Annotated in this window: 22 protein-coding genes and 1 pseudogene; 19 read left to right on the plus strand and 4 right to left on the minus strand. The window is 36.5% G+C overall.

Going from position 1 to position 20,556, the window contains the following annotated elements; all coding sequences use genetic code 11:
• Positions 1–246: 246 nt before the first annotated feature.
• From MUB24_RS09560 to MUB24_RS09585, 6 genes are all read left to right on the plus strand, one after another.
• Positions 247–1,812, plus strand: coding sequence for a polysaccharide deacetylase family protein (locus MUB24_RS09560; RefSeq protein WP_244703440.1), 1,566 nt, complete (start codon positions 247–249; stop codon positions 1,810–1,812).
• 951 nt (positions 1,813–2,763) lie between these two features.
• Positions 2,764–3,594, plus strand: coding sequence for an ATP-binding cassette domain-containing protein (locus MUB24_RS23820; protein ID WP_483869167.1), 831 nt, complete (start codon positions 2,764–2,766; stop codon positions 3,592–3,594).
• Between the two features lie 371 nt (positions 3,595–3,965).
• Complete coding sequence (locus MUB24_RS09570) at positions 3,966–4,577, plus strand: YpjP family protein (RefSeq protein WP_244703443.1); 612 nt, start codon at positions 3,966–3,968, stop codon at positions 4,575–4,577.
• A gap of 118 nt (positions 4,578–4,695) precedes the next feature.
• Positions 4,696–5,382: an anthrax toxin lethal factor-related metalloendopeptidase gene (locus tag MUB24_RS09575; protein WP_244703444.1), complete on the plus strand. Its 687-nt coding sequence runs from the start codon at positions 4,696–4,698 to the stop codon at positions 5,380–5,382.
• Between the two features lie 20 nt (positions 5,383–5,402).
• Positions 5,403–6,197 carry a thymidylate synthase gene (locus MUB24_RS09580; RefSeq protein WP_244703445.1) on the plus strand — a complete coding sequence of 265 codons (795 nt, stop codon included), beginning with the start codon at positions 5,403–5,405 and terminating at the stop codon, positions 6,195–6,197.
• Positions 6,194–6,679 (plus strand): dihydrofolate reductase, encoded by a 486-nt coding sequence (locus MUB24_RS09585; RefSeq protein ID WP_244703446.1) that lies wholly within the window; start codon positions 6,194–6,196, stop codon positions 6,677–6,679. Before MUB24_RS09580 ends, MUB24_RS09585 begins: the two co-directional genes overlap by 4 nt.
• Before the next feature lie 66 nt (positions 6,680–6,745).
• Here MUB24_RS09585 and trhA read toward each other — a convergent pair whose 3' ends face one another.
• Positions 6,746–7,396 (minus strand): PAQR family membrane homeostasis protein TrhA, encoded by a 651-nt coding sequence (trhA, locus tag MUB24_RS09590; protein ID WP_244703447.1) that lies wholly within the window; start codon positions 7,394–7,396, stop codon positions 6,746–6,748.
• Between the two features lie 298 nt (positions 7,397–7,694).
• Between trhA and MUB24_RS23470 the strand changes: the two are divergent.
• The 8 genes and pseudogenes from MUB24_RS23470 to MUB24_RS09630 all read left to right on the plus strand — a co-directional run.
• Positions 7,695–7,814: pseudogene (locus MUB24_RS23470) on the plus strand (fatty acid-binding protein DegV); the annotation flags it as partial.
• A 189-nt stretch (positions 7,815–8,003) separates the two neighbouring features.
• Positions 8,004–8,801, plus strand: a complete 798-nt coding sequence (locus MUB24_RS09600; protein WP_244703450.1) for an SGNH/GDSL hydrolase family protein — start codon at positions 8,004–8,006, stop codon at positions 8,799–8,801.
• A gap of 21 nt (positions 8,802–8,822) precedes the next feature.
• A complete protein-coding gene (locus MUB24_RS09605) occupies positions 8,823–9,410 on the plus strand; it encodes a YpmS family protein (RefSeq protein WP_244703452.1) in 588 nt (195 codons plus the stop codon).
• A gap of 172 nt (positions 9,411–9,582) precedes the next feature.
• Positions 9,583–9,738 carry a YjcZ family sporulation protein gene (locus tag MUB24_RS09610; protein ID WP_244703454.1) on the plus strand — a complete coding sequence of 52 codons (156 nt, stop codon included), beginning with the start codon at positions 9,583–9,585 and terminating at the stop codon, positions 9,736–9,738.
• 406 nt (positions 9,739–10,144) lie between these two features.
• Positions 10,145–10,366 carry a YozE family protein gene (locus tag MUB24_RS09615; RefSeq protein ID WP_244703456.1) on the plus strand — a complete coding sequence of 74 codons (222 nt, stop codon included), beginning with the start codon at positions 10,145–10,147 and terminating at the stop codon, positions 10,364–10,366.
• 53 nt (positions 10,367–10,419) lie between these two features.
• The gene (locus MUB24_RS09620; protein ID WP_244703457.1) at positions 10,420–10,593 is read left to right on the plus strand and encodes a YozD family protein; all 174 of its coding nucleotides are present in this window, start codon (positions 10,420–10,422) and stop codon (positions 10,591–10,593) included.
• A 103-nt stretch (positions 10,594–10,696) separates the two neighbouring features.
• On the plus strand, positions 10,697–11,398 hold the full coding sequence (deoD, locus tag MUB24_RS09625) for a purine-nucleoside phosphorylase (RefSeq protein WP_244703458.1): 702 nt from the start codon (positions 10,697–10,699) through the stop codon (positions 11,396–11,398).
• 191 nt (positions 11,399–11,589) lie between these two features.
• Entirely contained in the window at positions 11,590–13,077 is a 1,488-nt protein-coding gene (locus MUB24_RS09630; RefSeq protein ID WP_313898439.1) for a lmo1851 family serine protease, read from the plus strand.
• A gap of 251 nt (positions 13,078–13,328) precedes the next feature.
• Here MUB24_RS09630 and MUB24_RS09635 read toward each other — a convergent pair whose 3' ends face one another.
• Entirely contained in the window at positions 13,329–13,574 is a 246-nt protein-coding gene (locus MUB24_RS09635; RefSeq protein ID WP_244703459.1) for a DNA alkylation repair protein, read from the minus strand.
• A 386-nt stretch (positions 13,575–13,960) separates the two neighbouring features.
• Between MUB24_RS09635 and MUB24_RS09640 the strand changes: the two genes are divergently transcribed.
• Positions 13,961–14,716 carry a CAP domain-containing protein gene (locus MUB24_RS09640; protein ID WP_244703460.1) on the plus strand — a complete coding sequence of 252 codons (756 nt, stop codon included), beginning with the start codon at positions 13,961–13,963 and terminating at the stop codon, positions 14,714–14,716.
• Positions 14,717–14,761: 45 nt separating this feature from the next.
• On the opposite strand, the gene MUB24_RS09645 is transcribed toward MUB24_RS09640, so the two are convergent.
• Positions 14,762–15,325, minus strand: coding sequence for a GNAT family N-acetyltransferase (locus tag MUB24_RS09645; RefSeq protein ID WP_244703461.1), 564 nt, complete (start codon positions 15,323–15,325; stop codon positions 14,762–14,764).
• A 330-nt stretch (positions 15,326–15,655) separates the two neighbouring features.
• Here MUB24_RS09645 and MUB24_RS09650 point away from each other — a divergent pair, with 330 nt between their 5' ends.
• Positions 15,656–16,006 (plus strand): DUF4870 domain-containing protein, encoded by a 351-nt coding sequence (locus MUB24_RS09650; protein WP_244703462.1) that lies wholly within the window; start codon positions 15,656–15,658, stop codon positions 16,004–16,006.
• 321 nt (positions 16,007–16,327) lie between these two features.
• On the plus strand, positions 16,328–17,038 hold the full coding sequence (locus MUB24_RS09655; protein ID WP_244703464.1) for a hypothetical protein: 711 nt from the start codon (positions 16,328–16,330) through the stop codon (positions 17,036–17,038).
• On the opposite strand, the gene MUB24_RS09660 is transcribed toward MUB24_RS09655, so the two are convergent.
• Positions 17,035–18,873 (minus strand): DNA ligase D, encoded by a 1,839-nt coding sequence (locus MUB24_RS09660; RefSeq protein WP_244703465.1) that lies wholly within the window; start codon positions 18,871–18,873, stop codon positions 17,035–17,037. The genes MUB24_RS09655 and MUB24_RS09660 overlap by 4 nt on opposite strands.
• A gap of 131 nt (positions 18,874–19,004) precedes the next feature.
• Here MUB24_RS09660 and ku point away from each other — a divergent pair, with 131 nt between their 5' ends.
• Together ku and MUB24_RS09670 are read left to right on the plus strand one after the other, a co-directional pair.
• On the plus strand, positions 19,005–19,832 hold the full coding sequence (ku, locus tag MUB24_RS09665) for a non-homologous end joining protein Ku (RefSeq protein WP_244703468.1): 828 nt from the start codon (positions 19,005–19,007) through the stop codon (positions 19,830–19,832).
• Between the two features lie 351 nt (positions 19,833–20,183).
• Positions 20,184–20,384, plus strand: coding sequence for a cold-shock protein (locus tag MUB24_RS09670; RefSeq protein WP_244703470.1), 201 nt, complete (start codon positions 20,184–20,186; stop codon positions 20,382–20,384).
• Positions 20,385–20,556: the final 172 nt, after the last annotated feature.

Genomic DNA, 20,556 nt, shown 5'->3' on the forward strand with positions numbered 1-20,556 from the left:
CAGATGAACCCCCTCGGTTTAATGGTTTTTTGGTTACTAACTATTTTAAACCTTATAGGGCAAGGTTTCATCTGTTTTCTTATTTTTTGGGGTGGTTTTTCGACATTTTTTCCATTCCCTTCTCTTAAAAGTGCATTATACCGTCACATTTTGGGGGAAAATAAATTCTGGTCTCTCCTTAACCCCTTGTCTCACTTGAGGTGTGAGACATCGCAATTACCTCGAAAATAGAAATGAGGTCATTACATGAGAAAACTTAGACTACTTATTCCACTTGCCTGTTTGGTTATATTATTTTTTGCTTGCCAAAGTAAACACAATCAGGTGGAACCAATTATAACGGGTCAGCATTTAAAGTCGAAACCTGATGAAACATCTAAGACACATAAGGATTCAACAGGTGACCAAAAGAAGGAAATTAAGAAGTCACAAGCAAATGATTTGCCGGCCTCTCCAGATAAAGAAAAGACCATCTACTTAACATTTGATGACGGTCCTTCTTCAGCGACAAACGATATTTTGGATACCTTAGACCAATTTGATGCTGAAGCAACATTTTTTATGCTGGAACCTGCTATGAAGGAATTACCAGAGGCTGTAAACAAAATCGCAGAGGAAGGTCAAGCTATGGGTTTACATGGTGTGACACACGACAAAAACCAATTTTATAAATCTGAAGAAAATGCTCTTGAAGAAATGGTTACCACTCAGGAGACACTTCAACAGATTACAGGAATAAAGTCCAATCTGATCCGGACACCATATGGCAGCGTTCCGTATTTAACTGAAACATATCGAGAGGTTTTAGACAACCATGGATTTAAAGTGTGGGATTGGACTGTTGACAGCGATGATTGGTCCTTACCAGGCGATCAGTATGTCAATAGGGCCATAAAACAAATAGAGGCGCAAGTTGATGCAAAAGTGACACCAATTGTTCTTATGCATGATAAACAAAACACAGCTAATCATTTGTCTATGCGTTTTAAAGATTATTCCTCCTATTTGACAATGGAAGAAGAACCAATTCCGGATGAAGCTTCTTTCATTCAGTCTAAAGGACTGGGGATTATGGCAGATCAATTGATATTTAGATATCCAGCCAATAACCATGATACGTTGAAAAATATAAATTTCACGATTAAACCGGGAAGCAGTGTAGCTTTTGTGGGAGAAAATGGGTCAGGGAAAACAACACTCGTCAAAATGATATTAGGTTTATACAGGCCTACCTCTGGCACAATCAAGTGGTGTAATGAAAATGGTGAAGTGCAAATACACAATGTTGCAAATGAAAGCAGAGTCATATTTCAAGACTTCATAAAATTGCTTAGACCCGTCCGTGAAAATGTAGCAATCGGGGATATATCGATGATAAATAATGATGCGGCTTTATTACGGGCCTTAAAGAAGGCAGACGCAGATAGCTTTTCTGAAGGATTGGATACTTTTTTAGGCCCTGAATTTGGTGGTGTGGATTTATCTGGTGGGCAATGGCAGAGACTGGCGATAGGGCGAGCATATCTTAAGAAGAGTTCACTCACAATTTTTGACGAACCGACGGCATCCTTAGACCCTAATTCAGAAAAAAAAGCTTTTGACATCTTTGTAAATTTAGGTGACCAGCAAACGTCGATTATTGTGACTCACCGGCTTTATATTACAAAATTCGTAGATGAAATATTTATGTTTGAAAATGGTGAGATTGTGGAGAGCGGATCACATAAAGAACTTATCAATGCTAAAGGAAAGTATGAAAAAATGTTTAGGCAGCAATCCACACTATATGCACCAAGAAAAGAAGAGGTGTAACGATTGAATTTCAAGTTATACAATATTTTCCAACTCCTTTTAAAAATTTTCAGGAAAACACCTATTATTTCCTTGCTTACCTTTATTATCCCATTGGTAAGCGGGTTATTAACCTTTTATACCTTTTCTGCACAGAAAAATTTGATCAATTTAATTCCGGATCATTCAGGAACTTCAGATTGGAAAGACTTACTTCACCTAGCGATGTTTCCGATATTGGTATATGTCTCGATCTATGCTCTTCAATCATTCTCTAGTAGTGTAACGAACATCTTGAAGTCTAAGATGAATGCTATTATCACCTATTCGTTCCAATCGGAAATTGCGAACGTGGCGAGTAAAATTGATTTCAAGAAATTTGATGATAAAGAATTTGGAAATACTTTAAAAAGGGCAAAGAGCGTAGTAGGTGAAGACATGGACGGAATAACAGGGTTTTTGGTTGCTACAGTTGGTACGGTATCTTCTTTAATCAGTGTAGTATGGCTTGCTGCAACAAACGGATACTTCGTTATTACGTTTATTGTTTCACTTTTGATCGTAAGCAATTTAATCATACGGATGATGGCAGAGGTGAAAGTTAGAAAGGTCGGAAAAGAAGTCACCTTTGATGGAAGAATGAGTGAATATTTTTCAAACTCACTTTTAGAATCAAATGTTCTTAGGGAATTAAAAGTGTATAACGCCTTTCATTTTTTCCTTGACTTATGGGGGAACGTTACACTAAGGCAATATAATCAGAGTCATGGAGCTAGAAAATATGAAATTAAAATAGGTATGTTTCTTGCGATCATTCAGACCACCGCCATCTTTATCGTATTAGTCTATTTACTTAGTAAAATGAATGCATCCAATAATGTGACAATAGGGGGAATATCTGTTCTATTCTTAGCGTTACTATCTGTTGGAGGACAAGTGATGAGTTTATCTTGGCCGCTAAGCCGATTATACATGAGTAGTTACAAATTGTCTGATCTGCATGAAGTTTTAAAATGGGGGGAGGGGATCAAGGGAACGCATGAGAACACACAAAAAACTGAAATTTCCAACTCGGTAGTCCCAATAGTAATATCAAAATTATGCTTCAGGTATCCGAATGCCGAAAAATATATACTCTCGGATATTAATATGAAGATTGGAAAGGGGGAAAAAATTGCAATTGTCGGAGAAAATGGGGCCGGTAAATCTACCTTAATAAAATTGATTTTAGGCCAATATAAGCCCACTTCTGGTGAAATACAGTGGAATGGTAAACCAGAATTATCTGGCGATATATCTGTCGTTTTTCAAAGTTTTATTAAATTTGAGCTGACATTAAGGGAAAATATTACTTTGGGAAATATGAACGAACATCATAACGATCAGAAAATCATAGAAACATTAAAAATATGCGAATTAATGGATTTGTATCACGAACTTGGCGGATTAGATGTCGTTGTCGGACAAGTAATGGAGGGAGGAAGGCAACTATCGGGAGGGCAATGGCAAAAACTGGCGATCGCTAGAGCACTCTATCATGATGCGGAGCTGATTATCTTTGATGAAATGACATCGGCCATTGACCCGAATTCCGAGGTGAAAATATTTCATAAATTAATCGAACTTTGCCAGAATAAAACAGCGATTTTTATTTCACACAGATTAGGCTGGACAAAAAACGTCGATTGTATATATGTATTTGAGAACGGAAGGGTTGTAGAGTTTGGCAAACATAATGAATTAATGAAATACACGGGAGTTTATTCACAAATGTATAATCAGCAAGCATCTTGGTACAGATAATAAAACTTTTTAAAAAGAGCCTATTTGAAAGGATATTTCAAACAGGCTCTTTCAATTTATAAAATAAATACTCTATCAGAATATCTCATTTGATAGCTAAATAGAAAAATGAAAAATAACTTTGGGCCGTTAGCCCAAAGTTATTTAATCAGCTATTGCCAAATAGACAAAATAAGCAATCATAATAAAAGCGCCAATTGTAATAATTGCACTAGTCACAATTATAGCCTCCCTATATGAGTTGAGATACACTCATTATAACCGAATATTATTTTTTTACCATTTTTACTAAATTTGTCATTTTTTTATTCCTATTATAACTGGAATAGTATAAAATAGAAATATAAAAGTTTAGAAGGGATTCGTTTACTATGAGAATGTGGATTCGTAAATCACTGATAATACTCGTTTCCATCCTTACCTTTGGTATGGTCAACCCTTCCCATGCCTTCTGGTCCCAAAATCAAGAATCACCGAAAAGTTTACAACGTAGTTCTAGTTCAAATGCAACGTCACAAAATCGTTCCTCTAATGAAGAAATGCAACTTTCTGTCACCATGGCGGAGAGGGATCAAGAGGATCAAATTATTGATGTTTTGATCGGAAAAGCTGAGCAGCAAGCAATGATCAAATTCGGCCCGAAAATTTCAAATGTGATTGAATCTGAATTTAACGAAGTGATTATGCCTCATATTATTGGGGCAATTGAAATGACTGCTGCGCAATATCCTGGGGAAGAACTTAAGAATCTAGCCATAACAGAAAAACCTGGGGGAGGAGTTAGTGAGAAAATCTTTAATATTTATCATGCAGAAACAGGGAAGGATCTTATGTTATTCCATGTTAGAAGAGAAAAGCCGCCTTTAGAAGGGTATCAATTTAATTTTCATTACCATACCTATCATGATCAATTTCAGACCCATTATACAATGGGAACTATTTACTGGAGTAAAGATACGCCCCCCCATTGGCAAACCGTATAAGAGAGCAAGTTCGATATTCACTGATCGAGCTTGCTTTCTTTCATTTTCCATTATTTCTTCCATTTAATCATGATATAATGATAGATACATAGATTAGAATTGGAAGTAGGGGATGCACATGCGAAAATGGTTCATTATTCCAGTCCTGCTTTTTGCTGTTTTTTTTATTTCGGATAAAACCCGTGCTGAATACCAAGGGATCTTATTAGCTGAAAGCAATTTATATCCAAATTTACAACTTCATTCTGATACTTTACTTAAAAAGATGGTGGTTCTTCCTAAAACCTCTTATAACCATAAGAGGGCAATAGAAATAATCCATAGGTTGGATCAATTGCCACACTCCATTTTACAAAAAGCTGCTCAAAAAGATATAAAAATTATTCTATTTAATGGTAAATTAACAGATAATGATCATGTTGCCTATCTTCATGAGAAGACACCTAGAGGCTATATAGAACCGATCGTATGGGATGATGTTCCTGGAATAGGTGGAACTGAATTTGTCTATGTAAAAATAGGAAGTAGTGAAAAAGGAAAAGGACATGGTTCCGTTAATTTAGAATATCATGAGCTTGCCCATTCCTTGATGAATTTAGTGTATAATGATAAAGTACATTCAACTAAAATAAACGCTTTTTGGTCGCAAGAAGCCGCCTCTATGTTTCCAGGGAATTCGTACTTTATAAATTATAAAGAGGAATATTTTGCAGAATGCTTCGCCTATTACTTTTTCTCTCCTGAAACAAGAGAAGTCTTAAAGCAAAATGCGCCAAAAACATATCAATATTTTGCAAAGTTATAAAGGGTTAGGAAGTGGATGATTTGGAACAATATTTGAATTTATGTAAGGAAGTTTTAGATAACGGATTGAAAAAGGAGGATCGGACGGGAACCGGGACGATTAGTGTTTTTGGACACCAAATGAGATTTGACTTACAAAAAGGATTTCCATTATTGACGACAAAGAAGCTTCATACGAAATCAATTATTCATGAGCTTTTATGGTTTTTAGCTGGTGATACGAATGTAAGCTATTTACAAGAAAATGGAGTTAGAATTTGGAATGAATGGGCAGATGAAAAAGGCGAGTTAGGACCCATTTATGGGAAGCAATGGCGCTCTTGGGAGGCAGCTGATGGAAGAACGATTGACCAAATAAAAGATGTCCTCGAACAAATTAAAACTAATCCCGATTCGCGCCGAATGATTGTGAGTGCTTGGAACGTGGGAGACATAAATAAAATGGCTTTACCTCCCTGTCATTGTCTGTTTCAGTTCTATGTGGCTGACGGGAAGCTTTCATGTCAGCTTTATCAAAGATCTGCTGATATATTTCTTGGTGTACCTTTTAATATTGCTTCTTATGCGTTATTAACGATGATGATCGCACAGGTAACAGGTTTACAACCCGGTGACTTTGTTCATACTCTCGGGGATGCCCATATTTATTTAAATCATCTGGAACAAATCAAACGGCAATTGCAACGTGAACCACGCCGATTGCCGCGTATGGTCATAAACCCTGATGTGAAAGACCTATTTCAATTTAAATATAATGATTTTTCGATTGAAGGGTATGATCCACACCCAGCCATTAAAGGGGTTGTCAGTGTATGATCTCATTTTTGTGGGCAGAAGATGAAAATGGATTAATCGGAAGAGATAATCAACTGCCTTGGCGGCTTCCGGCTGATTTACATTATTTTAAAGAGACGACGATGGGCCATCCGGTTGTAATGGGAAGAAAAACCTATGAATCAATCGGAAAACCGTTACCAAGGCGGACAAATCTTGTTTTAACGCGAGATCCTTCTTTTCAGGCGAACGGATGTGAGATCTTCCATTCAAAAGAAGCCTTTTTGCAGTGGGCGGAACAGATTGACGAGGAAATCTTTGTGATTGGTGGAGCGGAAATATTTCGTCTTTTTATGGATGAGGTAGTTCAACTTTATGTGACGAAAATATTCCACCATTTTGAAGGGGATGAATATTTTCCACAGCTAGATTGGGCGAATTGGCAATTAGTGTCTACTCAGTTAGGAAAAAAAGATGAAAAAAATCCTTATGACTATGAGTTTAGAAAGTATATTCGCAAATAAAAAAACAGTATTAAAAAATGGCTTGGGGAGCTTTCCCAAGCCATTTCTGTGTTCATCAAAATCTTCCTAAACATAAAACAACACACAGAAGTACATAAAAGTACTTCCGGCGATGACAAATAAATGCCAGATAGCGTGGGAATAAGGTAAATTGCGCCATATATAAAAGATCGCCCCAACAGAATAAAAAATTCCGCCTGTTAAAAGCATATAAAATCCAGCGGGACTGAGGCTTGTATATAATGGTTTAATCGCAATAATAATGAGCCATCCCATCAGTAGATAAAATACTGTGGATAAAACCCTGAATTTATTCACTAAGAAGCATTTAAACGTGATTCCGGCAACAGCAAGACCCCAAATAATTCCAAACAAGGTCCAACCTAAAGTTCCATTTAAAGTAACGAGAGTAAGGGGTGTACACGTTCCCGCAATTAAAATATAAATGGCCGAATGATCTAGGATGGCAAATACATTTTTAACTTTAGAAGGTTTGAAGCTGTGGAGCATTGTGGAAAACAAATAAAGTAAGATCATTGAGATCCCAAAAATCGTAAAGCTTACTACATGCATGGCATTCCCATTTTGAACGGCTGAAACAATTAAAACAACAAGGGCAGGAATGCTTAAAAGAAATCCAATTCCGTGTGTAATGGCGTTAGCCAGCTCTTCTTTCCAATTGAAGGTTTGGCCATCGGTATAAAACGAGGTTTCCATCATAATTCCTCCATTCTCTTTTCATCATAGTGGTTTATAAGGATAATTGCAATTATTATTTTCAATGAGGAAATTTTTTATTCTATCGTCTAAGACCTGAAACCTGTATAATGAAGATAATGATAATGGATGTGAAACATTGAAAAAAATAAAAATTGTAACGGATTCAACATCTGATTTAACTGTTGAGGAAATCGAATATTTAAATATACATGTTTATTCCATTATCTATTTTCGTAGATGGAGAAGTTTATTTGGATGGAGTAGATTTAACACCAGAAATGTTTATCGTTTGAAAATGAAAGCGAAAATTGAAGAGATCACAGGCTTTACCAAAGTAGAGATTGATTATCCAAGCCCCGTTATTAGTACCCATACAGGTCCCGGAGCCATAGGCTTTATGTATTATTTTGATTAATACGGCTTCATCTGAACGGTCTAATTTAGATCGTTTTTTTACCTTCTAGCACCAGCGCTAGCACAATTTCGGTCTCTGCCTACGTAAGTCAACATCCATCGCTTTTTTCCATAATAACTTATGATTGTTCGCTCATTATGTTCGTATGTTATAATAAAACTCCATCTTATTAAGGGGGCTACTAAATCAATGAAAAGATTTGTTCTATTGTTCATTTGCTTGATGTTTGTTCTTTCTGGATGTTCAACCCCCTATCAAGAACAGAGAAGGCATTTCTTCTCTCATGAATATAAGCAGCCCCCACCAGCCGATTTTATTCCACATGATCTTTCTATTGTTTCAATCGGGGATTCTTTAACTCGGGGAGTCGGCGATGTGAAAGAATCGGGTGGCTATATTCCTTATTTAAAAGAAAAACTTGAAAGTCAAAAAAGTATAAAAACGGCTGATTTTATCAATTTGGGAGTACGGGGTAATCGGACAGATCAATTGTTAAAAAGATTGGATCAATTTAAAGTGAAAACGGCGATTCAGAATGCAGACATCATCATTATTACTATCGGTGGAAATGATGTAATGAAGGTTTTTAAACAAAATATTACCCATTTAAAAGTGGATACATTTCTAGAAGAAGAAAAGTATTATCGTGAGAGATTAACTAATATTATTCAAACAATCTCTACTTATAATAATAAGGCAGAGATTATTTTAATGGGGATTTATAATCCTTTTATGAAATGGTTTGCCGATATTAAAGAAATGGATCAAATTATTACTAGTTGGAATGATACAAGCGCAGAAGTAGTGGATCAATTTGCACATACAAGTTTTGTTCCTGTAGAGGATATCTTTAATAATTTCGAAGAAGATCTCCTATATAAGGATTATTTTCATCCTAATAATAAAGGATATGAATTAATTGCTGACCGATTTTATATGTATTTTAATGAACATCGTATTATAGAACAAGCTCTTCAAAATGGTTAAATGTTAGGAGTAGAGGATGATATGAAAAAGAAGGATGTTTGGAAAATCTTATTTCTTGTCCTTTTAACAGTGAATATTCTTTTCTTTTTCGCCATTGCCGTGTTTACCTTTCTTGCTGGAGAGGAGCAGCCGCTCCCTGATCCACAAGCTGAAAATCAGAAAAAGATGTCGGAGTTTTCCATCCAAACAGGTAAAGAGGATTTAAATGAATTAATCAACCATTATATTGAAAAAGAGAATTTAAATGGACCTATTGAATATTCAATCGTATTATCGGATGAAGTGGAATTATATGGAGAATTAAATGTTTTTTCTAGTACACTCCAACTAAAAATGACGTTCGAGGCTTATGCTTTAGAGAATGGAGATTTATTACTTGATCAAAAATCCCTTTCCCTCGGGGGGATTCGGCTTCCTGTAACTCAAGTGCTTAACATTATTCGTGACGCGTATAAGCTACCGGATTGGGTTTTAATCCAACCAAGTGACAAACAAATTTATGTTTCCTTACAAAGCATGCGATTGAGTAATGGTATCCAAGTACGGGCGGAAAAATTCAATCTTCCTGAAAATGACATTGTAATGAAAATGCTGGTCCCTGTTGAATAAAGCTAATATAGGTTTAAAATGATCATGAGCTTGCCGTTCGTACCTGAGCGCAAGCTTATCTTTCTGCTCACTATAATAAATTCTTAAATCGTATGGGCAAACACACAAACTGCCCACCCAGTTGATACATATGCTATAAACGAAAGATAAAAGAATTGAGGAGTGGATTTCTATGTACTCTGGCGGATATGATGGATGTTACGATGGTTGCTATCCGGCATATGGCTATGGCGATTATTGCTATCCTGTGAGAAACGGCTTCGCACTGATTGTTGTATTATTTATTTTGTTAATCATTATCGGTGCTTGCTGGGCTTTTCCTAAATAAATGAAAAGTAGCCTTTTCACTTTTTAGTGATCAGGCTGCTTATTTTTCCTGCATATTTTGATGCATGAATAGAACGGGTTTGCATACATATAGACTAATATTTATTTCTAAAATAGGTATTTGCCTATAAGGGACAATCCGCTATACTGATAAAGTGAAACTTCATTCAGTGGGGGTTTTTTTCATCCCCCACTGAAAAAATAAGGATCAAAGGCTAAATTCGCAACATCCTGTTGCAACGCCTTTATGACCTGCTTCCTGCAGGCCCGAACGAATCGGGAATTTGACTTTCAGTTGCTCCCCACACTTACAATTCTTGTTTTCCCACGAATTCTTGAAGTGGGGGGGTTACTGCCAGTTAATTCGGGATAAAATGAATAAGTCCAGAAAAGGCGGGTGCCACAGAATGAAAAAATCGTTTTATCAATTCTTAATGAAATTTCGTCAAGCTAAAGCAAAAGATGAAATTAGCCAATTTGCCAATAACGCCTATCAAGACCATAGCTTCCCCAAACATTCATCCGACTATCATGAGCTTAGTAATTATTTAGAATTACATGTAGACTATTTACCGACCGTTTCTCTTTTTGATCATGTCTGGGAGTTATATATAGAGTCAGAGAAATAAAATCGTTAACTGCAAGATTAGGCTTTGTAGGAATTGAGAAGGGAGCGAAAGGAATGGGCGAAATGGAGGTTTATATTGATACAGAAGAGATCGCAGAATTTATCTATCATGAGTTAATGAAAAGGGGTTTTACACCCGGGAATCATGAAGTCTTAGAACTGGCAGATATTATGTTTGATTATCTCATATCCAAACAGATCATTGATGAAGAATGGGAAGAAAGTTAACCGTTTTAGGCGTCCTCCCCACTCTATCCTCCACTTGAAACAGTTTGATTTGCATGGTTGATAGGAAAGAATTAAAATAAAGGATAGATAGGAGGGGAAAGCGATGAGTATTCATATCGGTGCGAAAAAAGGTGAAATAGCGGACACGGTATTATTACCAGGAGATCCATTGCGAGCAAAGTATATTGCTGAAACTTATTTAGAAGATGTGTTTTGTTATAATGAAGTAAGAAATATGTTTGGCTACACAGGTACATATAATGGAAAAAAGATATCTGTTCAAGGGACAGGGATGGGTGTCCCTTCCATCTCGATTTATATTGATGAGCTAATGCAAGAATATGGTGTGCAAAATTTAATTCGTGTTGGAACATGTGGCGCGATTCAGAAGGATGTTAAGGTTCGGGATGTTATTCTTGCGATGACGGCTTCAACAGACTCCCAAATGAATCGTTTAACTTTTGGGGGAGTGAGTTATGCTCCAACTGCCTCTTTTGATCTTTTGAAAGAAGCTTATGAACAAACGATCCATGAAGGCCTACATGTGAAAGTGGGAAATGTATTCACAGCAGACATGTTCTATAATGACAATGCTGAGCATGAAAAATGGGCAAAATATGGAATTTTGGCCATTGAAATGGAAACGGCAGCTCTTTATACGCTTGCTGCGAAATATGGGAGAAAAGCTCTATCCATCCTAACGGTTAGTGACCATATTTTGACAGGGGAAGCTACAACATCTGCTGAAAGACAAACAACATTTAATGATATGATTCACGTTGCACTGAAAACGGCGACAAAATAATCATTTTTGACGAATATGTGAAGGAAGCCAGGCCCACCATAAGGGAGGCCTGGCTTTTACTATCGTTTTTTAAAATATATGATAGAAGGGGAAAAGGCGCTTCTTTCATATTTCAGTGAAAACTGTTAAAATGAAGAAGTTATCATAAAAAATTAGGGATCATACTAGAATTTACTTGTACGATGAAAGTGGTGAGCAGATTGGAAGATGAAAATCAGACAAAAAATGATATTCCCGAGCAAAATAGTTATATTCGCATAAAAAAATTTAAATTTATCATGCTAATATTTATTTTAGTTTTTGCTACGGCAGGAGTGACACTACTAGCTCTGTCATTAGGAGGAGAAAGCCCGGCCAATGTAATTATTCAAGAAAGAAAGGAATTTAAAAAACTCTATCAGGCATATGATGAATTAGAACAGAACTATTATCAAAAGGTTAACCCAGAAGATTTAATCAATGGTGCGATAGACGGGATGGTTGGTGCACTTGGGGATCCTTATTCTGATTACATGACAAAAGAAGAAAATGATCAATTTGAGGAGAGTATTACTTCCTCTTTTGAAGGCATAGGTGCAGAAATTCAAGAAAGAGATGGAAATATTGTCGTTGTTTCGCCAATCAAGGATTCTCCGGCGGAGAAAGCGGGAATTCAGCCGAATGATAAAATTATCAAGGTGGGCGACAAAAATATCCAAGGGATGAGTTCGAATGAGGCTGTGCTACTCATTCGCGGGAAAAAAGGAACGAAAGTCAATTTAACTATTTTAAGAGGGGAAAAGAACAAGGAAATTAAAGTCTCCCTCACAAGAGCTGAAATTCCGATTGACACAGTATACGCTGAAATGTTAGATAACGGTGTTGCTAAAATACAGATTACTAGTTTCTCTGAACATACCGATACAGAATTAGCAGATGCCTTGGAAGAAATGAATAAGAAGGGGATGACCTCTTTAATCTTAGATTTAAGAAGGAATCCTGGTGGCTTGTTAGACCAAGCAATCTCATTATCAGAACTTTTTGTGCCAAAAGGGGAAAAAATAGTACAAGTTGAACAACGAAATGGTGCGGTAACTGAAACGATTGCTAAAAGTGATCAGAAAATAGATGTTCCGACTGTAATGTTAATTGATGAAGGGAGTGCGAGTGCTTCCGAAATACTAGCAGCCGCTGCAAGTGAGACCGCTGATATTCCTTTAATTGGTGTAAAATCTTTTGGAAAAGGAACTGTCCAGACGATGAAGGAATTTTCGGATGGCTCGAATGTGAAGTACACGATGGCAAAATGGTTAACACCTGATGGCAACTGGATTCATGAAAAGGGAATTCAGCCTGATTATGAGGTGAAGCTTCCTGATTACGCCAATCTTCCTTATATTAGCCCTGATGAGGAATGGAAAGTATCCTCAACATCTGAAGAGGTAAAGGCCGCTGAGCAAATGCTGAAGGTATTAGGCTATGACCCAGGAAAAGTGGACGGCTTTTTTGATGATAAAACGAAGAAGGCCGTACAAAAATTCCAAAAGGATGAAAAACTGAAGGAGACTGGAGTTCTATCTGGAGATACAACAATGAAATTAATGACGAAACTGAGTGACCATCTCACAAAAGAAGACCCACAAGTGAAAAAAGCCGTTGAGGTACTAACAAAGGATACAAAACAAAAAGATTCGAAATAAGAAAAGCGCAAGCGCCCGCCTATCGGCGACAAGCAAATGTTCTGAGACAAGAAAAGTCCGGTCTTGACTTTTATTGTCTCAGGTTATTTGACCTCGAGCCGATGGCGCCTGGAGCTAGATCCTAACACTAGCCAATTTTTATGCTTTCTTACCTTTTAAGAAAGGAAGTTGAATGTCTACAAGTTGTAGCGTTCAGCTTCCTTTTTTTGTATACGTGATACAAAAGTATTGTCTTAAAAAAGTGGGATACCTCATCTTTGGTTTTCACCGAATTTGATAAAGGTTTTTTCATCTTCGATTAATCCACAGGAGCCACACTGAATCCTTTTTTCAGGACCTTGATATTTGGCATGGAATGGTCCAGGATCGGTCTCGTTGTAACTTTCCATTACTTCTCCAGATTGCGGATCTAAGCGAACAGCATTCACGACTTGCTCGATAATATTAAATCGAGAACGATTGGTTTTACAATTCGGACAGCAATACGGGGTAGCCATTGAAATCCTCCTTTATATCATCTGTTCTATTTAGGTTAACCAATTTTTGTGAAAATGATCCCGATCCTCCAATTATTAAAACGTTATATATGACATTTTTTTGTAATAAAAGACATAAAACGACTCGTTTTAAAAGTTGTCAATAGCAAAATTACCCCAAATTTTGGAATTTTATTTAGACGAAGGAGGAAATGGAAATGATTGTCATCTGGACTCAAATGGTAAAAGTATTATTTTTATAAGACTTTTAAAAAATGAAGCTATGAAAATAATATTTGCAAGTATACATTAGAGCGAATGGGATTATCTTCCTCCATTATTACAAAAAATCATATGTTATTATACTAGAGCAAGAGAAAAACAGATTCTGAGAGGAGAAACTAAAAATGAAAATTAAGAAGGTCGTTTTATCTACGGTTGCAGCTACGGCTTTAATGGCGCTTCCTTTTGTAGGAAATGCGGATGCAGCTGAAAGAACCGATCAAAGCCAAGCCAAAGTTTTCTATATTAATGGGGATCTATCAAACCAATCTAATTGGTGTAACTATGTTTTCAAGTTTGATTGGAATCAATCAAACAAAGATCACTATACTCATAAAGATCAAAATCAAAAGCAAGAGACAAACAAAAATGAGCAAAATACGGAACAAAATACAACTCAAACACCACCAAAGGTTGAACAGCCTGAACAACAACCTTCAAAACCAGTTCAAAAACCTTCAGAACCACAAAATAATGAACAGGTAACCGAATCGAATAATGCATTAAATGAGTTTGAACAACAAGTTGTGGATTTAACGAACCAAGAAAGAGCGAAAAATGGCCTGGCTCCATTAAAAGTAGATGCAACATTAAGTAAAGTGGCTAGAGAAAAATCACGCGATATGTCAGCGAATCATTATTTTGATCATAATAGCCCAACTTATGGATCACCATTTGATATGATGAAACAATATGGTGTCAGCTACCGTTCAGCAGGGGAAAATATTGCAATGGGTCAACGCTCACCACAAGAAGTAGTGAATGGTTGGATGAATAGCCCAGGACATCGTGCTAATATTTTGAATAGCAGCTATACTCATATTGGCGTTGGTTATATTTCCAATGGAAATTATTGGACACAAGAATTTATCGGAAAATAAGATAGTAAGATTTCAAAAAACAGTTGGTTCTAGAACCAACTGTTTTTACGCTTCCATTGACTGGAAAGATTCGTTTTGCTCCTCATTCCTTCGATAATTCATTGTAAATAAATCTTTTGGTACTTCATATACATCATATACATGTTCATGTGGGTTTAATTGTTGGAAAACAAATGGTTTTGTTTTATTTACATTTAGGGCATAAGCTAATTTTTCGGCGGCTTTTTTTGAACGAAGATTTTCTTTTTTTATCCGCATATAAATTAGATCAATCCCTTTTTCAAAAAATAGTTCTGCTAGAAATAATTCTTTTGCGAGTTTATTATATCCTTTGCCCTGATATGGCTTACCAATCCAAGTCCCAAGAAAACCAGCCCCCTGATGGATATCAAATAAATTAATCGTCCCAATCGGGTTTTCCCATTCATCCAGAATGGTTCGTGAGTATAGTTCCCCCCGCTCTTCGGCTTCTACCGTTTGCTTCGTAGCAAACAAAAATTCTTCGTAGGAATAGGATTTTTGACGCACAAAAGGGAAGACATCCGGGTGCGTCATTAAATCAAAAAGTACTTGACATTCATGCCCGATTAACTCGCGTTTTTTGAGCATAATGAACCCTCCTATTTGGGGCAGTTCTGTGGCATTCGATTCTGCCCCGCGAAATTTTTTAAACTTGCATAAAAAATTTCGGGGTGGGAATCGAACCCACTAGAACCAGTCAATTACTGGTGGCGCACCATTTGCCTTCCCTCCATTATGGCGATATGAAATTGTAATCTATGTAATGACATCATACAAAAAAAATTCCAATTTGCATAGAGAAAAATACATCAAAAACGACAAAAGTCATATTTTTTTATTGAGAGGTGTAATTAGGTGAAACTTATAATATAGTTAATACGTAGAATCATATAAGCAATCAGAAATGGAGGGATATCAATGGAGACCAATATGGAAAACAGAGTGGAAAATAATAATAATGACAGGGTGCTTGCAGCCGTCATTTACATTATTAGTTTCCTTACAGCGTTTATCGGTCCTTTAGTCATTTGGTTGATCAAAAAAGATGAATCAGCTTTTATTGATTATCACGGAAAAGAATATATGAACTTTTTCATCTCTTATGCCGTTTATGGGATTGTCGCTAGTATTTTAATGTTCGTTTTAATTGGTTTTATCCTTGCACCAATTGTTGCAGTTGCGGGAACAGTTTTCACGATTATTGCTGCGGTTAAAGCGTACGATGGCCAAGCATACCGCATTCCACTCATCTTCCGGATCATAAAATAGGATACGATATCGAACAGCCCTTGATAAAGATTTTTTATCAAGGGCTGTTTTCAATCGTCCAGCTTGTCGCCCCTAGACAAACGCCTTCCACTTTTCTTTATTGTCATATGCTTGTCCGTTTTTTCATATAATGGTTGTATATTATATAAAAGTGCGTGTTCAAAAAGGAGGATAAAAAGGACCCAGAAGTTCGAGGCGGCTTAGCTTTGAGCAGCGGAACGTATGCAGTTAATACGTGAGCAGCGGAAAAGCAAGCCAACGAAGAAATTCGCAGTGTCATTTTTACCGGACTTTTTGAACATCCTCTAAAAAGGTGAGTCTATGAACATAAAGGATTACTACTCGGGAATGTCAAGGTTATACATTCATCAAAGTATCTTATGTGTGTTTGTTTTATTCGTAATCGTTTTTCCAGCATTACATATAACAAGCTTTGCTTCTACAACTGCAGCCGGGATTTTGCTGTTTTTTTTACTTATTTATTATGTGCTTCGCCATATATATTTTTCCTATAAAAGTCACCAACTTCCAAATCCATCGATATTTAATGGTGAGGGAGAAACTCTCCTTATGCTAGAACCATCACCCGTAACCGCGTACCAAGGAAAGTTATTTTCCGGAAGCGGCTTTTGCCACTTCTCCATTAAAAAGGGAAAAAGAAAGGCTGTTTCATTATTTGTAAAAGAGAAACTTTTCACGATTACGGATCACAGAAAAAATACATATTGGAGTGCGCGCATAAACCATCATCGTATTCAGCTAATGAAAGCAGGGGACACATCGGCTTTTAAAGCCATTAAAGTCGATAGACGAGAATATGGTACTACTAATGGAGAAATTTATCGGATCGTGAAATCAGCTTACACCTTTGCCATTAAAAAGAACGGAAAAACGCTTATGTTTGTTTCTCGAGGATTAATGCCGTTCAGTATGCAGCGAATCTTTTCAGCTAGCACTCCGATTATAAAGTTTGATCGGCAAGCGAGAGAAGAAGAACGCATCTTTTGTTTGCTTATTTATTTTGTACATTAGGAATCATTTCGAATCTTTTTCAGAACCTTATCAAAGGGTTGCTTTTTTTTACTTGCGAAATATCCGGAAAAAGGATTTCCCATCGTTTCAACCCGTTCGATCACTTTATCGATTGTAAAGCTCTTTGGATTCAGCTTCTTGTTTATTTCCTCCCAATACAAAGGGGCGGCTACAAGCCCTTTAGATGGTAAGCGGACGGAATAGGGGGCTATAATCGTTTTTCCTTCCGCATGTTGAAGAAAATCGACATAAAGCTTTCCATGCCGATTTTTTTTCAATCGCTCAATGGTAAATAAATTTGGACGATAGGAGACTAGAAATGTCGCTAAGAATTCTGTGAACACCCGAGTCTCTTCCCAAGTGAATTGAAAATCAGGTAAGGGAATGTAAACCTGTATACCCTTATTTCCAGAAAATTTCACATAACCGATCAATGAAAAAGAATCCAATATTTTTTTGATCATTTGAGCAGCTTGCACGGCTAGTTGGAAGTGCTCTTGGGAGGGTGGATCTAAATCCATCACAATTTCACTAACAAAGTCATGTTCAATCGTCTGAAAAGGGATATGGTACTCGATCGCTAATTGATTCCCGAGCCAAATTAATGTTTTTAAATGATTGCATACAATCATTTGATTATCGTCATGTTGAATCGATTCAACAAAATTCGGCGCACTATCAGGTTTGTTCTTTTGATAAAAAAACTCACCGAATTCTCCATGTGGTGCGCGAATCACGGTCAATAAACGATTCTTCAAAAAGGGTAAGAGATAAGGAGAAATTCTCCTTAAATATCGTAAATAATCGATTTTATATACATCCGGTTTTTTCCATAATAATTTTTCGGGATGAGAGATTTCAACTTCATTGGGAAAAGCCGCGTCTTGGATGAGAAAACGATGATAGGAACATTGATCAGGGATAAGGTCCAGACGTAATTGATTGAAAAAAGGTTCTCTTAATTGTTCTCCTTGCCACTCTAAAAAATATAGATCTAAACAAATGGCAGGGTTCATTATAAACAAAGCCCCTTTTTTAGATTGAGCATTGTTTATGACTGACTGACGAAGGGCTTTTTTCGTTTCAAGATCTAGGCCATTTACAAAAACACCTAAGGGCATAATGGTTTGATCCTCATTATATAATCCTAAGTGAAAGTATTGATTTTCCTCATCATATCCGGTGATAAAACAAGAAACGGTTTTCCAGTTCTTTATTTTCACCCAATTTCTACTTCTTTTTCCTTCTTCCCATAGACTATTATCTTGCTTTGCGACAATGCCCTCACTATTATAGTCGTACATTTTTTGGGCCAGTTTATTATAATTGGCTTCATTTGGGATATATTGGATTAACTCCTTCTCCTGATAATCTGGAGATAAAGGGAGTTCTAGTTGTTTGAAAATGGACGCCAACATTTGCTTTCTTTTTTGATAGGGAATTCCAGTTTTCATCAGACCGGCTGATTCCAATACATCAAAAACTAAAAATCGGCAAGGACGCAAGCGGGCGGATTCCTTTATTTTATTTTTTGTTTTTAAACGATTACGTATCTGAATTTGTGAGAAATTCGCTTTATAATCGTTGTCAAGAATCACTAATTCCCCATCCCATTTTAAGGGAAACCATTGGGAAAATTGATCTTGATGAGATTTTAAGTATTCTTCCAGCTCTGGAAATTGCGGTAGCAGATTTTTGCCATTACGGCTCCACAAAAAGCATCCCTTTTCATGCCAATCAAGAATGCCGCGAAATCCATCATATTTGATCTCATATAACCATCGTCCTTGCTGTGGCGGTTCAAAAACTAATGTAGGAAGCATAGGTTTCAACATAAGCACTCCCTTGTTTATTGATGTAGTTGTAGCATGCCCATCTTTTCTGGTATTTTTCCCATTTGTTACTGGGGATTAATTTTTTCTTTATCGTAAACGCTATAGAAAAAGGTTGAAAAGAAGGTGTACTCATGCATACGATGTGGAAAGGGAGCATTAGTTTTGGACTTGTTAATATCCCAATTAAATTACATGCCGCAACAGAAGATAAAGATGTAAAATTTCGTTCCCTTCATAATAAATGTAATACCCCGATCAAATATCAAAAAGTATGTCCTGTATGTGAAGAAGAAGTGAAGGCAGAGGACATAGTAAAAGGGTATGAATTGGCAAAAGGGAAGTATATTGTGGTAGATCCGGATGAATTGAAAGCGTTAGAAGGAGAAAAAGGAGAGAAAGCTGTCGAGATTATCGATTTCATTCATTTAAGTGAAATTGACCCCATTTATTTTAATCGAAGTTATTATATGTCTCCTGATGGAGGAGCTAAAGCTTACGGTCTTCTGCGGAAAGCCTTAATGGAAACGGAGAAGGCTGGATTGGCTAAAATCATGATTCGGTCGAAGGAACAATTAGCTGTGATTAGAGTGTATGAAAAAACCTTATTAATGGAAACGATCCATTATCCAGACGAAGTGAGAAATGTAGCGGAAGTTCCCAATGTACCAAGTTCGGATAACGTATCAAAAAAAGAAATTGAGACAGCCATTTTACTCATCGACCAACTGACAACTTCTTTTGAACCGGATAAATACCAGGATGATTATCGAAACAAAGTAATGGATCTCATCCAATCGAAGCAAAAAGGGGAAAAGATGGTCACTGCAAAAACGGAAAAACCAACAGAAAATATAACGGACTTAATGGCTGCTTTGCAAGCTTCGATTGATAAAACGAAACCTGAAAAGAAAACAACGAAGAGAAAGAAAACAACAAAGAAAGTAGCAGATTCTAAATAAAGTGAACTTTATTTCATTCCTTTAGATTCAGGAATGAATGGGTGAAAAACAGACAAAATAGCCAGCGAAATTCAAGAATAATCAAGGATTTTGGCGAAAAAAGACGAAAAAGTTTTTCGCCATTTTCTTGCTTTTTCATTTTTTCTCATGTAGAATAAAAATGCTTAGCAAGTGGCTATAGTTCAATATTTACGGCGTTACCCCGTCTGTATTCCTTACATATGGAGTTCAAATTCACATGTTATAATGAATATCTACTCCAAAAAGTGGGTATTGATTATAATATGTGATTTTTTATTTACCTTGTAAATAGGAAGAACATATTAAAAATTTTTTGGAGGTTTTATACGAATGGCAACAGGTACAGTAAAATGGTTTAACAGTGAAAAAGGCTTTGGCTTCATTGAAGTTGAAGGTGGAAATGATGTATTCGTCCATTATAGTGCAATCAGTGAAGAAGGCTTCAAAACTCTTGACGAAGGTCAACAAGTGGAATTTGATATCGTTGAAGGACAACGTGGCCCCCAAGCTGAAAACGTTGTAAAACGATAATACGAAAAAAACCTGACTCATCCTATATGGGTCAGGTTTTTTGTTTGTTATCTGTTACAAATAGCATTTTTTCTATTTCGACGATAGCGCAAGTGTATGAAAGCTTTAATAAAGCTAGGGATCTCTTTTTTTGTAGGATAGGAAAGTATAAATTTTGGCTAATGTTGGATCT

The sequence above is a fragment of the Lederbergia sp. NSJ-179 genome (assembly GCF_022867885.1).
Taxonomy (GTDB): Bacteria; Bacillota; Bacilli; order Bacillales; family Bacillaceae_C; genus Lederbergia.